We start from the raw sequence: 13711 nt of genomic DNA on the forward strand, positions 1-13711 counted from the left end.
GCACCAGTTGTGGGTGCTAGCGTTCACGCAGGTTAGTGGCTGGTTCTACGGAGGGCGTCACCATTTCCGAACCGGGAGACTTCGCACCCACCGCGGAGGAACGCTGGGTGCGGCTGTTCATCAGCGGAATGACGCTCACATTCGGCCTCGCCGGGGCCCTGATGGTCCCCGCCGGTCAGTTCTCCGACCCCATGTCGATCGCCGTCCTCCTCGCGTCCGTCACCACGGTGCCGGTGGCGATTGCCTGGTACGTCCGGCCGTGGGCATCCCCGAGGATGGCGATCGTCTACATCCTCTACGCCGACGTCGGCATCGTGACCGTTCTCTTCGCCTTCCAAACCCACTTCGACGCGATGCCGGGCTGCGCGATGTTCTCGATCGTCGCAGCGTTCATCGTCGTCGCGAGCTCGCATCGTGTCATGTTGATTCACTTGGCAATCGGCGCACTCACCCTTGCGGGCCTCGCCGCTCTGGCTGTCTCGGAGGGCGCCGATCCATGGTCCACCACTTCTCGAATGGTCACCATCGGATCCCTCTACGCCGCACCCTTCATGATCAAGTCGTACATCGGTCAGCTGCGAACGAGCGCGGCGAGAGCATTGCGAGATCCGTTGACCGGCCTGTGGAACCGACGTGGGCTGCTCGATACCGTCGACTCGTTGCGCCTGTCCCCGGCAGAGGATCGCGCACAGCAAGCGGTCGGAGTGACCGTCCTCGACATCGATCGGTTCAAGCACATCAACGACAGGTTCGGCCATCCCTCCGGTGACGCAGTGCTCGTCGAGGTCGCCCGTCGCCTGTCCTGTGCGGTGGGAGACAAGTCCGCGGTCGCACGACTCGGCGGCGACGAGTTCGTGGTCGTCAGCGTCGGAACCAGAGAGTCGATCGCCGAATCGGACAACAGGATTCGCGCATCGCTGGAGGAATCGTTCGACGGCCCGCCGTTCACCACCAGTGTGGGCTCGGCCGTGGAGACGCCACCCGCCGACACCGGCCTACACGTACTGGTCCGACGGTTGATCGCTCTCGCCGACATCGAGATGTATCGCTTCAAAGCACGGACCTCGGGAAAGTTTCCGGAGACGGGACTGTCCGCAGCGGACGCCCGCGAACAGGCCAGGCAGAGAATCGATGCGCTCATCGAATCCGGCGGTCCCGACATCTTCTTTCAGCCCATCTGCGACACGGTCACCGGTTCGACCGTCGGCTACGAGGCACTGTCGCGGTTCCCGTTCGGCCACGGATCGCCCCTGTCGTGGTACCGCGACGCAGCCGAGGCCGGCGTCGGTCCACGGCTCGAACGCGCCGCACTGGAACGGGCACTAGCGGATGTTCATCTGCTGCCACCGGGGCCGTTCGTGTCGCTCAATGCGTCGGCCGACACCATCCGCACGACCGACCTACTCGACCGGTTGCGTCCGCATCTGGCAACCCGAACCTTCCACCTCGAGATCACCGAGCACGAACGTGTCGACGACTACCGTGCGGTGACCCGCGCCATCGAGAAGCTGCGCGACGCGGGGGTTCAAATCTCCATCGACGACGTCGGAGCCGGATTCGCCGGTATGCGCCACATCGTCGAGCTCAGGCCCGACACCCTCAAAATCGATTACGCACTCGTGCACGGAATCGACCGGGACTCGTTCCGTCGCGCCGCGGCCACGGCGATCATCGACTTCGCCCGACAGATCGGTGCCGGCGTGATCATGGAGGGTGTCGAGACCGACGCGGAATTGCGGGTGGCGGCCGATCTCGGTGCCGACATGGTGCAGGGGTTCCTCACCGGTCGACCACAACCGGCCACCGTGGCCGGTGGCCGGATCGACGAATCCGCTACACCGAGGAATCGACGGTGAATTTAGTCAACGACGGTGCTGCGGCGAGCAGCGGCGGCAATTCGACGATCTTGCCCGGTCCGGCGCGGAACTCGCGGTACTTCGCGTCGGCCTCCGCCGATTCCCACGTCTCATGCGCGACGACGTGCGCTTCGTTCTCTTCGTCGACCCACACCTCGACGCCGAGGCACCCCTCGAACGCGCGGGTGTCCGCGAGAACGGTCCGCAGCAGCGCCCGTGCTTCGGCAAGGGATTCGGGCTTGAACGTCAGATCCAACTGTGCAATGAGAGCCATACCGTCACCCTAGACCCGCTCCGCTGCGCCGACGCTCCGGCGGGCTTACGATGTCGCAGCAACTCGAAAGGCCGACGACACATGACCACCGTGATCTCCAATGCGTATATCGCCCCCATTGTCGGCGACGAGATTCCCTCCGGCTATCTCGTGATCGAAGGAACGAAGATCACCGCCGTGGGATCCGGCTCGGCACCGGTCCTCGCCGGGGCAGAGAACATCGACGCGTCCGGCTGCCTCGTCACGCCTGGACTGGTGAATACCCATCACCACCTCTATCAGTGGGCCTCTCAAGGTCTCGCCAAGGACAACACGCTCTTCGAATGGCTTGTGGCGCTGTACAAGCCATGGTCGAAGATGGATGCCGAGGTCGTCGGTGGCGCTGCCGCTGCCGGGCTCGGGTGGCTGGCGAAATCGGGCTGTACCACCAGTACCGATCACCACTACATCTTCCCCAAGGGCCGAGGCGACCTGTTCGCCGCCGAGATCGACGCGGCTCAGCGCATCGGCGTCCGATTTCAGCCGTGCCGCGGCTCGATGGACCGGGGTGTCTCCGACGGCGGTCTGCCGCCCGACGAGGTGGTCGAAACGCTCGACGACATCCTCACCGCTACCGCCGAGGCCATCGACACCTATCACGACGCCTCCTTCGGCTCTATGCTCCGCATCGCCGTCGCGCCGTGCTCCCCGTTCTCGATCAGCAAGCAACTGCTCGTCGAGTCCGCACAACTCGCCCGCGCAAAAGGTGTTCGGCTGCACACCCATCTGGCCGAGACTCTGGACGAGGAGGAGCATTGCATCGCTCAGATGAACTGCACCCCGGTCGAATACATGGAGCAGGTCGGCTGGCTCGGCGACGACGTGTGGTTCGCCCATGCGGTACACCTGCACGACTCCGACATCGCGAAGATGGCGGCCACCGGCACCGGCATTGCGCACTGCCCGAGTTCCAATGCACGTCTGGGCGCAGGCATCGCGCGAATCTCGGACCTGCTCGCGGCCGGCGCACCCGTCGGCCTCGGTGTGGACGGTTCCGCTTCGGCCGAGATGGTGCCGCTTGCCGGCGAGGTCCGCCAGGCGATGTACATGCAGCGAGCCAAGTACGGTCCGACAGCACTGACCGCGCGTCAGGCACTCGAGATCGGAACCCTGGGCGGTGCAAAGGTACTGGGACGGCAGAGCGAGATCGGTTCGCTCGAGGTTGGCAAGCTGGCCGACATCGCCATCTGGCGCACCGATGGTTTCTACTCGGCCGTGGACGACCCTGTGGTCGCGTTCGCCTACGGGCAGACGCCACCGCTTGCTCGCTTGATGGTGGGCGGTCGAACGATCGTCGAGAACGACGTCCTGATCAGCGCACCGCAGGACGAAATAGGCCGCGCCGGAGCCGATGCGCACCGTCGCCTGATGACACTCGCGCAGGACGTGCTGTGAGCGGGTCTTGGAACCCAGTACTTCAATCCCGCAACATCTTTGCATCACGCGCGAAAGTCGTGACCTCGTCGGTCAACCACACATGCGCCGGAACTGCTCCGCCGAGAAGTTCCCGCGCCAAAGCCGGGGAGTCTCCGATCGGGACGTCACTGCCGGCGATGATGATGTTGCCGTAGCGCCTGCCCTTGAGCATCGCCGGATCGGCGACGATCGCCGTGTGCGGAAAGATACTTCCGATGGTCGACGCCTCCTGCTTCGCGAGCGAGAGATCGCGTCGATCACCGCAGTTGACGACATACATGCCGCCGGGCGAGAGAACGCGTCGAACATGCTCGGTGAACTCGGCGGTGAGCAGCGGGGCCGGAGTTGTGGCTCCGGCGAACACATCTCGCACGATCAGGTCTCGGCTGTTCTCGCTCAGCGTCTCGGTGACGGCCCGTGCCTCGCCGACGCGGATACGCAGCAGCGGTGCCCGAGGGAGGTCGAACCATTCACGAACCAGCTCCGAGAGCTTCCCGTCGAGCTCCACGACCACCTGACGCGCACCGGGGAATTCGGCGGTGAACGAGCGCGCCAGCGTGCAGGCCCCGCCCCCGAGATGCAGCGCCCGCAGCGGGAAGGTCGAATCCCACTGCGCTCGAACCAGTCCCGAGATCCACCGCATGTACTCGAACTCGAGGACTGTGGGGTCGTTCATGTCGATGTGCGAGCTCGGGACGTCGTTGACGTTGACGACCCAGCCGTCGTCGGAGAACGTATCGCGCACCAGTTCGCAGGTGCCCGAGTCGATTTCGAACAGGCCGGGCTTCAGCCCTCCAGCGGACTCACGCTTCCTACCCATGGGAGTCCTCGAGCCGGAAGTCCTCGAAATCGAATCCCGGGGTGACGGTGCAGCTGACCAAGCTCGGCTCCTCGCCCATCGGACGCGCCCGCTGCCACACCGACGGTGGCACGATCTGCTGCGGAGTGTCGGGACCGACCAGCAGCGAGGTCACCGACCCCGGCTCGACCCCGTCGCCGCCGAGGTCGAGTTGCACCGGACTACCGCGGTGATACAGCCACATCTCGGTGCCGCGGACGGTGTGCCAGGCCGACTGCTGACCGGGCATGAGCAGGAACAGAATTGCCGTCCCTGCCGCGCGCGGGCCGGGATAACCGTCGGGCAGAGCTGCCTGTGGAATCGTGACCTCGCTGCGCCAGGTCTCCTTGAACCATCCACCCTCCGGGTGGGGTGCCAGGTCCAGGCTCTGAGCCCAGTCGGGCAACGATGTCATGCCGGCAAGCCTAGTCAGTCCGTGGCGACCTGAACCCGGAACCTGTCGCGCTCGGTGTGCAGGCTCCACAGCTGCTCGGCGAGAGCCTCCGGGCTCTTCTGCGGATCGCTACCGTCGATGGCACCGCCGATGATCAACTGCGACACCTGAATTCCCTCCGCGGCCAACTCCTCGTTGAGCAGCTGCGCATAGGCGGCCTGACCTGCGAACGCGATGGATGTGCCGGTGACGGTACGACCGGGCTTCACGGCAGAGCCGCCGTTGACGAACAGGATCGTGCCCTTGTTCTTGCCGAGGAAGCGCATTCCCGGCAGCACCTGATGAACGGCGGCGATGGGTCCGTAGATGGAGAACTCGACCGGACCGACCATGTCGGCCGGGGTGGTCTCGAGCACGGGCCGCATGAAGTCCTTCTGCGGAAGCGGGCTGTACTGCAGCACCTCGATGGGGCCGAGCGTTTCGGTGACCTGCTCGAGCGCTGCGGCGATCGAGGCCGGATCGCGCACATCGGCGACGAATCCCTTGGCGGATACACCGTCGGCCGCCAACTGATCAGCGAGTGCGTCGACACGGGACCGGTTGCGGGATATCAGGCCGACCGAGAAGCCCTGTGCGCCGAACTTACGCGCCACTGCTGCTCCGAGACCTGCACCTGCTCCGACTATTGCTATCGATGTCATGTCGAATGCAAGGAGCGAGAATCCTCGACTATTCCGACGACCGTCTCGAGCAGGGCTTCCGCACTCTCGTGCAACGCGGTGACATCCGCGGTCCAACCGAGCACCCGCAGGGCGGCCACGGCAATCCCCGCCGCATCCACCGTCGGGTCGCGGCGTCCGTTCTCGCGATCCGCTCGCGCGTTGACCACGGTCTCCACCAGGCGAAACGGCAGGTCCTCGGTGCCCGGCCGACGCTCGGAACCGAGTTCAACCAGCGTGTCCGACGCGATGGCCGCATACAGGCTCATCAGTGTGTAGCGGTGATCGCGAAAGGCCTCGAAACGCTCACTGCGCAACTCGGGCAGCAGATAGAGCGCACCCAGATTCCAGGTGGACGCGGCCAGCTGCCCGGCGTCGAAGTAGGCGAGGGCGTACATCTGGGTCGGCGCCTCGGCTCCGGAATCGCGGATTCGCTGCGCAACGGCCAACGGCGCGTCGACGGTGCCGCTGAGAAGTGCGTCGAGGATGTCGTCCTTGGTGGCGAAGTGGTGATAGAGCGAGGCCTGACGCAATCCAACGGCGTCGGCGATGACGCGGGTCGAGGTGTTGGTGAATCCGCGCGTGGTGAACAGCTCGGCCGAAGCGTCGAGTATTTCCTCGCGAGCGGTGTCTCCTGCCCGCTTCTTTGTGCTCAGCCGTGGTCTGCCTGCGCCGGTCATGACTGCATCTTGTCAGGTCCACGTGACGGTGAGATTTCTGTCATCTGATCGAAATAGACGAAACGAGCTTGTTTCACGACGGACACCGCCCGGGAACGGCGGTGCCGAAAACTATCAACTGACAGAAACCCGCCTCGGCGATGCAGCGGGCGGTCACTCACCACCCACCTCGCCCGTAGGAGTGAACATGAGCTCGACAACATTGCCGGCCCCCGGCGCGGGATCCGAACCGGTTCGTACGACGGACCATTCGGATCTTGCTGCCCTCGGGTACGACCAGCAGCTGCACCGTAGCCTCGGCAAGTACGCGTCGTTCGCCGCCGGCTTCTCGTTCGTCTCCATCCTCACCACCATCTTCCAGCTCTTCGGCCTCGGCTTCAGCTTCGGCGGCCCGGCCTTCTTCCTGACCTGGCCGCTGGTGTTCCTCGGCCAGTTCATGGTCGCCTTGAACTTCGCCGAACTCGCCGCGCGCTACCCCATCTCGGGGGCCATCTACCACTGGTCCCGGCGCATGGGCGGTGAACTGGTCGGCTGGTTCGCCGGGTGGTTCATGATCATCGCGCAGATCGTCACCGCCTCCGCCGCCGCAATCGCGTTGCAGGTGGTGCTGCCCAGCATCTGGGGCGGGTTCCAACTGATCGGCGAGGACACGGCACTCACCTCGCCGAGCGGTGCCGCCAATGCCGTTGTGCTGGGCTCGATTCTGCTGGTACTCACGACCACCATCAACTGCATCGGCGTGAACTGGATGTCGCGCATCAACAGCATCGGAGTCACCTGCGAGATCGTCGGTGTCATCGCCCTCGTGCTGGTCTTCTTCACTCACGCCGAGCGCGGCCCGCAGGTGGTGTTCGATACCGGCAGTACCGGAGCAGATCCCGGCTACATCGGGGCCTGGATCGTCTCGGGTCTGATGGCCGCCTACGTCATGGTCGGCTTCGGCTCGGCGGGCGAGCTCGCCGAGGAAACCCGCAATCCTCGACGCGTCGCACCGCGCACCATCCGCCTCGCGCTCTCGGCATCGGCTCTCGGCGGTGGCCTGATGATCGTCGGCGCACTGATGGCCGCTCCCAGCCTCACCGACGGTCAGCTTGCGACGCAGGGACTTCCGTACGTCATCGATTCGATTCTCACCTCGCCGTGGGGCAAGGTCCTGCTCGTCGACGTCGCCATCGCCGTGTTCATCTGCACCCTCGCCATCCAGACCGCAGCCTCCCGATTGATGTTCTCCATGGCCCGCGACGGACGACTGCCGGCATCCGCTGCACTGGCCAAGGTCAACTCGCGCACCGGAACTCCCATCGCACCCTCGGTGTTGATCGGCCTCGCCTGCGTAGCCATCCTCGCCGTCAACGTCGGGAACTCCGCGATCTTCACGACCCTGTCGAGCGTCTGCATCGTGCTCATCTACCTCGCCTACATGATGGTGACCGTCCCGCTGCTGATCCAGCGACTCAAAGGCTGGCCGCACGGCGGCATCATGCACGACGCCGACGGCGAGAAGCTCTTCACCCTCGGCCGACTCGGCCTGCCGGTCAACATCGCCGCAGTTCTCTACGGCGGGCTCATGGTGGTCAACCTCTCGTGGCCACGAGCCGAAATCTTCGACCCCACCGGCGAATTCCCGCTGCTGCGCTGGGCCGCACCCCTGACCGTCCTCGCAGTGATCGTCGTGGGCATCGCCTGCCTGCCCCGCGGCAAAGCCCACCCGAAGCCCGTCACGATCGGAGCCTGAACCACCATGAGCACAGCAACCACCCATTCGGCCAAGGAACACGCGCGGTCCCAGGCGACCCTCGCACCGGCCCCCACAGCACCGGAGGGCGTGTCGGAACTGACGTGGGCAGAATCGGTGCCCGGCGGCAGCTACACCACGAAGGTTCTGGCTCGCGGAACCCGCTTGCGCCTCGTCGACGTCGACGGTGCCGCCTGTGCCAACCTGCTGCTCTTTCGCGTCGACGCACCGTGGGAGCGTCTCAACACCGCTGACACCGTCAAGGTTCCGTGGCAGGCGTACCTGAGCGCGGGCCACCCCCTGCTCTCCGATCAGGGCCGCGTGCTGGCGACCATCGTCGCCGACACCTCCGGTCACCACGACGCGCTGTGCGGTACCACGTCCACGGCGACGAACATCGCCAAATACGGAGTGAGCGGACCGCATTCGTCCGCTCCGGCCGGACGCGAGCTGTTCACCCTTGCCGCGGCCAAGCACGGACTCGAGCCGCGTGACGTCGGACCATCGCTGTCGTTCTTCCACGGCGTCACCGTCGACGCGGACGGGAGCCTCGTCAGCACCGGCTCTGCCGGACCGGGCCGCTCGGTGGATCTGCTCATCCACCTGCCGGTGATCGTGTTGCTCGCCAACACCGCTCACCCACTGAACCCCAGTCCCGAGTACGACACGACGACACTCGACGTACTGGCCTGGCGCGCACCGGAGGAGCTGCTCACACTCGACAACACCGAGCCGGAATACCAGCGAGCAGTGCAGAACACCGAGAACGCATGGAAGGCAGCGCAATGACTACCAGCACAGTGAACACGGTGACAGTGAGAGACGAGATCGCTCCCGCGTTCGGCCCCTGGTCGGCAATCGTCGAGGCCGGCGACGTCCTGACCATCGTCGACCTCTACGGCAATCAGGCCGTGGACACCCTGCTGTACGCCGCACACGATCACTCACTGCGATACTCCGCGGCCGCGACCGTCACCGCGCAACAGAACCTGTTCCTGACCACCGGAACCGTTCTCCGCAGCGATGATTCGACACCGCTGATGACGATCATCGACGATGAGGTCGGCAACCACGACACCGTCGGCGGTGCGTGCTCCAAGGAATCGAACACCCTGCGCTACGGCCATCACACCCAGCACCAGCACGCGTGCGTCGAGAATTTCCTCATCGAGGGTTCCAAGTGGGGACTCGGCAAGCGAGATCTGGCCCCCAACATCAACTTCTTCATGAACGTCCCCGTCGACGCCGACGGCACCCTCGGCATCGTCGACGGTCTGTCGGCCCCCGGTAAGACGCTCTCGCTGCGCGCAGAGATCGACACCCTGGTGTTGGTCTCGAACTGCCCGCAGATCAACAACCCCTGCAACGGGTTCGAGCCCACCGCAGTGCAGATGATCGTGACGCGATCATGACCGCTGTGAACAGTAAGGCCGCCAAGATGACCGTGCAGCGGCCCGGCATGATCACGACCGTGCAGGACTGGCCGGGACGCGTCGGATATTGGAAGGTGGGCGTGCCGCCGTCGGGACCGATGGACGATCTGTCGTTCCGGCTCGGCAACACCGCGCTCGGCAATCCCGAGGGCGCACCCGGCCTCGAATCGACCATGGCCGGACCGGCATTGACGTTCGACGCCGACACCTACGTCTGCGTCACCGGTGCAGCAGTGCCGGTGCGCATCGACGGCCGACCGGCCCCGCAGTGGCGACCGGTTCTGGTACCTGCCGGAGCAACACTGGACGTGGGCACCACCACCGGACACGGTCTGCGGGTGTACGTCCTGATCCAGGGTGGCCTCGACGTCGACGACTACCTCGGCAGCGCAGCGACATTCACGCTCGGTAAGTTCGGCGGACATCGCGGCGGCATCCTGGGCGAGGGAGACATCATCGGACTGGCCGGCCGCTCCGACAACTCAGCCGTCCTCGGACCGATCCCGATGGAACACCTGCCGGTGCTGACGTCCAACTGGGACATCGCCGTCACCGAAGGCCCGCACGGAGCACCCGAGTTCTTCACCCGCGACGACATCGACACCCTCTACGCGACCCGTTACGAGGTGCACTTCAATTCCGATCGCACCGGAGTTCGGCTGATCGGACCCAAGCCGCAGTGGGCTCGCGCCGACGGCGGCGAGGCGGGGTTGCACCCGTCGAACATCCACGACAACGCCTACAGCGTGGGTGCTTTGGACTTCACCGGCGACACCCCGATCCTGCTCGGCCCCGACGGCCCGAGTCTCGGCGGATTCGTCTGTCCTGTCACCGTTGTCGCGGCCGAACGCTGGAAGCTCGGCCAGCTTCGTCCCGGCGACACCATCCGATTCGTGCCGGTCCGGGCTGCAGCCACCGCGCCGCTGGGATCGCTCGGCCTCGCTCGGCGCGCATCACTGCCCGCAGTCTTCTCCGCCGGCGGCGACGGGGACGACGGCGTCATCGCTCGGCGCGACGCCGATACCTGCGTCACCTACCGGCGATCTGGTGACGACAACGTGCTCGTCGAGTACGGCGACATGAAACTCGACCTCACCTTGCGAGCACGGGTTCACGCGCTGCATCAGCGTGTCGAAGCCATCGCGCCCCGAGGCCTGTTGGATCTGACGCCCGGCATCCGCTCGCTGCAGGTGAAGGTGAATCCCGATGTACTGTCGATCGATTCGCTGATGGGGTTGCTCGCCGAGGTCGAGGACGATCTGCCCGCAGCCTCGGAGCTCGTGGTGCCCAGCCGCCAGGTTCGGCTCCCGCTCTCGTGGGACGACCCGTCGACCCGGGAAGCGATCCAGCGGTACATGCACGGCGTGCGTGCCGACGCCCCGTGGTGTCCCTGGAACATCGAGTTCATCCGGCGGATGAACGGACTCGATTCCGTCGCAGACGTTTTCGACACCGTTTTCGCGGCGGACTACATGGTGCTCGGGCTCGGTGACGTGTACCTCGGTGCCCCGGTGGCGACTCCGCTGGATCCGCGCCACCGGTTGGTGACGACGAAGTACAACCCGGCACGCACGTGGACGCCGGAGAATGCCGTCGGCATCGGCGGGGCATACCTCTGCATCTACGGCATGGAAGGTCCCGGCGGATATCAGTTCGTCGGCCGAACCACGCAGGTGTGGAACCACAGTGCCACGTACAGCGGAGGCCCGTTCGATGAAGGCACCCCGTGGCTGTTGCGGTTCTTCGACCGAATCTCCTGGTACTCGGTCGAACCCGAGGAGCTGATGGACCTGCGCGCCGATCTGGCAGCAGGCCGAGGCGGTGGAGTCGAGATCACCGACGGTGAGTTCTCGCTCGCCGAGCACGAGAACTTCCTCGAGTCCAACGCCGAGTCCATCGCGGAGTTCCGCGCGACTCAGGCCGTGGCCTTCGGGGCCGAGCGGGACGCGTGGTCGGCAGCCGGAGAATTCGACAAGAGAGGCAAGATCGATGCTGCCTGAGGTACGAGAACGAGTTCTGCAGGCCTACAAGCGAATCGCGGAGGTCGACCGACCCGAGGTGTGGATCACCCTGCGCGACGAGGACGACGTGCTGGCCGAGGCCGTGGCGCTCGAACGCGCACTGGAGGCAGGTGCAGATCTGCCGCTCGCCGGCGTGCTGGTTGCGGTCAAGGACAACATCGACGTCGCCGGTCTGCCCACTACTGCGGCGTGCCCCGAATTCGCCTACACACCAGCAATCTCCGCCGTCGCCATCGAGCGACTGACGAGCCAGGGCGCTCTGATACTCGGCAAGACCAACCTGGACCAATTCGCTACCGGACTGGTCGGCACCCGTAGCCCCTACGGAGCAGTGCGCTGTGCCTGGGACCCCACGCTGGTCTCGGGCGGATCCAGTTCCGGCTCGGCGGTGGCGGTGGCACTGGGGATCGCGGACATCGGAATCGGCACCGACACAGCCGGATCCGGGCGAGTCCCCGCCGCGTTCCACGGACTCGTCGGCATCAAGGCGACACTGGGGATCGTGCCGAACACCGGCGTCGTTACCGCCTGCGCCGACTACGACTGCGTCACCGTTCTGGCCCACGATCTCGACAGTGCCACGGCAGCAATCAAAGTCATGACCGGTCCGACCACCACCGATCCGCGCAGCCGGGCCTGGCCCGCCGACGTACGACTGGCCGCGTCACCGGAACCCCGGGTCGCCGTTCCGCGTGCCACGGATCTGGTATCGCTGAGCCCGGCATACCGTCGGGCATTCGAGGAGACGGTCGCAGGCCTGGCCGAGAAGGGCTTCACCCACATCGAGGTCGATATCTCGGGGCTGCTCGATGCGGCGACACTGCTGTACGACGGAGCCATTGTGGCGCAGCGCTATTCGGCCGTCGGAGAATTTCTCGACACCGCGCCGGACGGTGCCGATCCCACGGTCGATGCCATCGTCCGCTCTGCAGCCGGCCCGTCCGCGCACCGGTACGTGGACGATCTGGGCACACTCACCCAGGCCAAGACGGCTGCCCGCGAACTGCTACGCGACGTCGACGGTCTACTGCTGCCCACCACCACCGAGCATCCGAGTATCGCTGCGGTGCAGTCGGATCCGATTGCCATCAATCGTCGCCTCGGTACGTTCACCAACTTCTGCAATCTGCTCGACATGGCCGCGGTGGCCGTTCCCGGTGCCCCGACGCCGGACGGTACTCCATTCGGAGTGATGTTCGTCGTCCCTGCGTTCGAGGATCAGATCGCGATCGACCTCGCTGCTCGGCTGAGCGAAGCGCCGTCACCCTCGCTGATCGACGACGGCATCGAGGTGCTGGCCGTAGGGGCACACCTACGCGGGTTCCCGGTACACAGCCAGCTGACCGATCGGGGCGCACGGTTCAGCGGCGAGGTGACCACGTCTGCGGACTATCGACTCGTGGATCTGCACACCACACCGCCCAAGCCCGGTCTGGTGCGGCGGGAAGGGGACGGCGCACCCATAGCCGGAGAGCTGTACCGGATGTCCGCTGCTGCGCTCGGCACCTTCCTCGCCGGGTTGCCCGCGCCGATGGGCCTCGGTCCGGTCGAGTTGTCGGACGGACGCTGGGTCACCGGGTTCTGCTGCGCCCACGACGCGGCCGAGAACGGCACCGACATCACCGAATTCGGCGGTTGGCGTACGTACTGCTCACGCGGGAACGGGCCTGCTGCCGTCGGTGGCGACGCGGACAGCCAGTAGCCCGAGCACGGTGCCCATGAGGTAGCGCTGCATCTTCAGCCAGGTGGGCCGGACGGCGAGGAATCGGGCGATCGATCCGGCCAGAACCACGATCACCAGATTGATCACCACCGCTACGGCGATCTGTACGCCGCCGAGTGTGAAGCCCTGCAGCAGAAGGCGGCCAGCCGCAGGATCGACGAACTGCGGAATCACGGAGATGTACATGATCGCGATCTTCGGGTTCAGCAGGTTGGTCACCAGACCCATCGCGAACAGTCGACGGTTCGAATCCTGTTGCAGTGCAGTCGCCTCGAAGGCGGAGGCCGTTCCGCGTAGCGCCTGCACGGCAAGCCAACCGAGGTAGACCGCGCCGGCGAGCTTGACCGCGATGTACAACGCGGGCACGGCCGTGAACACCGCTGCCAGGCCGAGATTGGTGGCCGTCAGGTAGACCAGAAAGCCGACAGCCACACCTACGAGGGACACCATCCCCGCCCGCCTGCCTTGCGAAATGCTGCGCGAGACGAGGTAGATCATGTTGGGACCCGGTGTCAGAACCAACACGAGGGCGACGGCGAACACGCCGAATACTGCGGACCACGAGACCATACGGTCGACACTT

The 13711-nt window shown here is 65.6% G+C and carries 13 protein-coding genes; 7 read left to right on the forward strand and 6 right to left on the reverse strand.

Annotated elements, in window-relative coordinates; translation table 11 throughout:
- Positions 1-35: 35 nt before the first annotated feature.
- Positions 36-1856 carry a bifunctional diguanylate cyclase/phosphodiesterase gene (locus CH285_RS24635; RefSeq protein ID WP_255032300.1) on the forward strand — a complete coding sequence of 607 codons (1821 nt, stop codon included), beginning with the start codon at positions 36-38 and terminating at the stop codon, positions 1854-1856.
- On the opposite strand, the gene CH285_RS24640 is transcribed toward CH285_RS24635, so the two are convergent.
- Complete coding sequence (locus tag CH285_RS24640; protein ID WP_027495153.1) at positions 1834-2130, reverse strand: putative quinol monooxygenase; 297 nt, start codon at positions 2128-2130, stop codon at positions 1834-1836. The genes CH285_RS24635 and CH285_RS24640 overlap by 23 nt on opposite strands.
- A gap of 81 nt (positions 2131-2211) precedes the next feature.
- Here CH285_RS24640 and CH285_RS24645 point away from each other — a divergent pair, with 81 nt between their 5' ends.
- Complete coding sequence (locus CH285_RS24645) at positions 2212-3564, forward strand: 8-oxoguanine deaminase (protein WP_176458589.1); 1353 nt, start codon at positions 2212-2214, stop codon at positions 3562-3564.
- A gap of 22 nt (positions 3565-3586) precedes the next feature.
- On the opposite strand, the gene CH285_RS24650 is transcribed toward CH285_RS24645, so the two are convergent.
- The 4 genes from CH285_RS24650 to CH285_RS24665 are packed head-to-tail and all read right to left on the reverse strand — an operon-like array spanning position 3587 to position 6216.
- A complete protein-coding gene (locus CH285_RS24650; RefSeq protein WP_032389377.1) occupies positions 3587-4405 on the reverse strand; it encodes a spermidine synthase in 819 nt (272 codons plus the stop codon).
- Positions 4398-4838 (reverse strand): cupin domain-containing protein, encoded by a 441-nt coding sequence (locus tag CH285_RS24655; protein ID WP_032389378.1) that lies wholly within the window; start codon positions 4836-4838, stop codon positions 4398-4400. Before CH285_RS24655 ends, CH285_RS24650 begins: the two co-directional genes overlap by 8 nt.
- Before the next feature lie 14 nt (positions 4839-4852).
- Positions 4853-5518 carry an SDR family NAD(P)-dependent oxidoreductase gene (locus tag CH285_RS24660; protein ID WP_094644084.1) on the reverse strand — a complete coding sequence of 222 codons (666 nt, stop codon included), beginning with the start codon at positions 5516-5518 and terminating at the stop codon, positions 4853-4855.
- Positions 5515-6216, reverse strand: a complete 702-nt coding sequence (locus CH285_RS24665; RefSeq protein WP_032389380.1) for a TetR/AcrR family transcriptional regulator — start codon at positions 6214-6216, stop codon at positions 5515-5517. The genes CH285_RS24660 and CH285_RS24665 overlap by 4 nt, the downstream gene beginning before the upstream one ends.
- A 187-nt stretch (positions 6217-6403) precedes the next feature.
- Here CH285_RS24665 and CH285_RS24670 point away from each other — a divergent pair, with 187 nt between their 5' ends.
- From CH285_RS24670 to atzF, 5 genes are read left to right on the forward strand one after another with little or no spacing between them, the layout of a single operon-like run.
- Positions 6404-7951 (forward strand): amino acid permease, encoded by a 1548-nt coding sequence (locus CH285_RS24670; RefSeq protein ID WP_094644126.1) that lies wholly within the window; start codon positions 6404-6406, stop codon positions 7949-7951.
- Between the two features lie 6 nt (positions 7952-7957).
- Positions 7958-8740, forward strand: a complete 783-nt coding sequence (locus CH285_RS24675) for an urea amidolyase associated protein UAAP1 (protein WP_094644085.1) — start codon at positions 7958-7960, stop codon at positions 8738-8740.
- Complete coding sequence (locus tag CH285_RS24680) at positions 8737-9363, forward strand: urea amidolyase associated protein UAAP2 (RefSeq protein WP_032392566.1); 627 nt, start codon at positions 8737-8739, stop codon at positions 9361-9363. The genes CH285_RS24675 and CH285_RS24680 overlap by 4 nt, the downstream gene beginning before the upstream one ends.
- Complete coding sequence (locus CH285_RS24685; RefSeq protein WP_094644086.1) at positions 9360-11384, forward strand: 5-oxoprolinase/urea amidolyase family protein; 2025 nt, start codon at positions 9360-9362, stop codon at positions 11382-11384. The genes CH285_RS24680 and CH285_RS24685 overlap by 4 nt, the downstream gene beginning before the upstream one ends.
- Entirely contained in the window at positions 11374-13107 is a 1734-nt protein-coding gene (gene atzF / locus CH285_RS24690) for an allophanate hydrolase (protein WP_094644087.1), read from the forward strand. Before CH285_RS24685 ends, atzF begins: the two co-directional genes overlap by 11 nt.
- Here atzF and CH285_RS24695 read toward each other — a convergent pair.
- Positions 13057-13698: a LysE family translocator gene (locus tag CH285_RS24695; RefSeq protein WP_094644088.1), complete on the reverse strand. Its 642-nt coding sequence runs from the start codon at positions 13696-13698 to the stop codon at positions 13057-13059. The genes atzF and CH285_RS24695 overlap by 51 nt on opposite strands.
- Positions 13699-13711: the final 13 nt, after the last annotated feature.

It is taken from the genome of Rhodococcus sp. 05-2256-B1 (genome assembly GCF_002258465.1).
Lineage (GTDB): Bacteria > Actinomycetota > Actinomycetes > Mycobacteriales > Mycobacteriaceae > Rhodococcoides > Rhodococcoides fascians.

What these genes read in the sequence shown, in the direction of transcription:
- CH285_RS24640 (WP_027495153.1), bottom strand. Translation starts at nt 2,130, where the DNA reads ATGGCTCTCATTGCACAGTTGGATCTGACGTTCAAGCCCGAATCCCTT.
- CH285_RS24645 (WP_176458589.1), top strand. Translation starts at nt 2,212, where the DNA reads ATGACCACCGTGATCTCCAATGCGTATATCGCCCCCATTGTCGGCGAC.
- CH285_RS24650 (WP_032389377.1), bottom strand. Translation starts at nt 4,405, where the DNA reads ATGGGTAGGAAGCGTGAGTCCGCTGGAGGGCTGAAGCCCGGCCTGTTC.
- CH285_RS24655 (WP_032389378.1), bottom strand. Translation starts at nt 4,838, where the DNA reads ATGACATCGTTGCCCGACTGGGCTCAGAGCCTGGACCTGGCACCCCAC.
- CH285_RS24660 (WP_094644084.1), bottom strand. Translation starts at nt 5,518, where the DNA reads ATGACATCGATAGCAATAGTCGGAGCAGGTGCAGGTCTCGGAGCAGCA.
- CH285_RS24665 (WP_032389380.1), bottom strand. Translation starts at nt 6,216, where the DNA reads ATGACCGGCGCAGGCAGACCACGGCTGAGCACAAAGAAGCGGGCAGGA.
- CH285_RS24670 (WP_094644126.1), top strand. Translation starts at nt 6,404, where the DNA reads ATGAGCTCGACAACATTGCCGGCCCCCGGCGCGGGATCCGAACCGGTT.
- CH285_RS24675 (WP_094644085.1), top strand. Translation starts at nt 7,958, where the DNA reads ATGAGCACAGCAACCACCCATTCGGCCAAGGAACACGCGCGGTCCCAG.
- CH285_RS24680 (WP_032392566.1), top strand. Translation starts at nt 8,737, where the DNA reads ATGACTACCAGCACAGTGAACACGGTGACAGTGAGAGACGAGATCGCT.
- CH285_RS24685 (WP_094644086.1), top strand. Translation starts at nt 9,360, where the DNA reads ATGACCGCTGTGAACAGTAAGGCCGCCAAGATGACCGTGCAGCGGCCC.
- atzF (WP_094644087.1), top strand. Translation starts at nt 11,374, where the DNA reads ATGCTGCCTGAGGTACGAGAACGAGTTCTGCAGGCCTACAAGCGAATC.
- CH285_RS24695 (WP_094644088.1), bottom strand. Translation starts at nt 13,698, where the DNA reads ATGGTCTCGTGGTCCGCAGTATTCGGCGTGTTCGCCGTCGCCCTCGTG.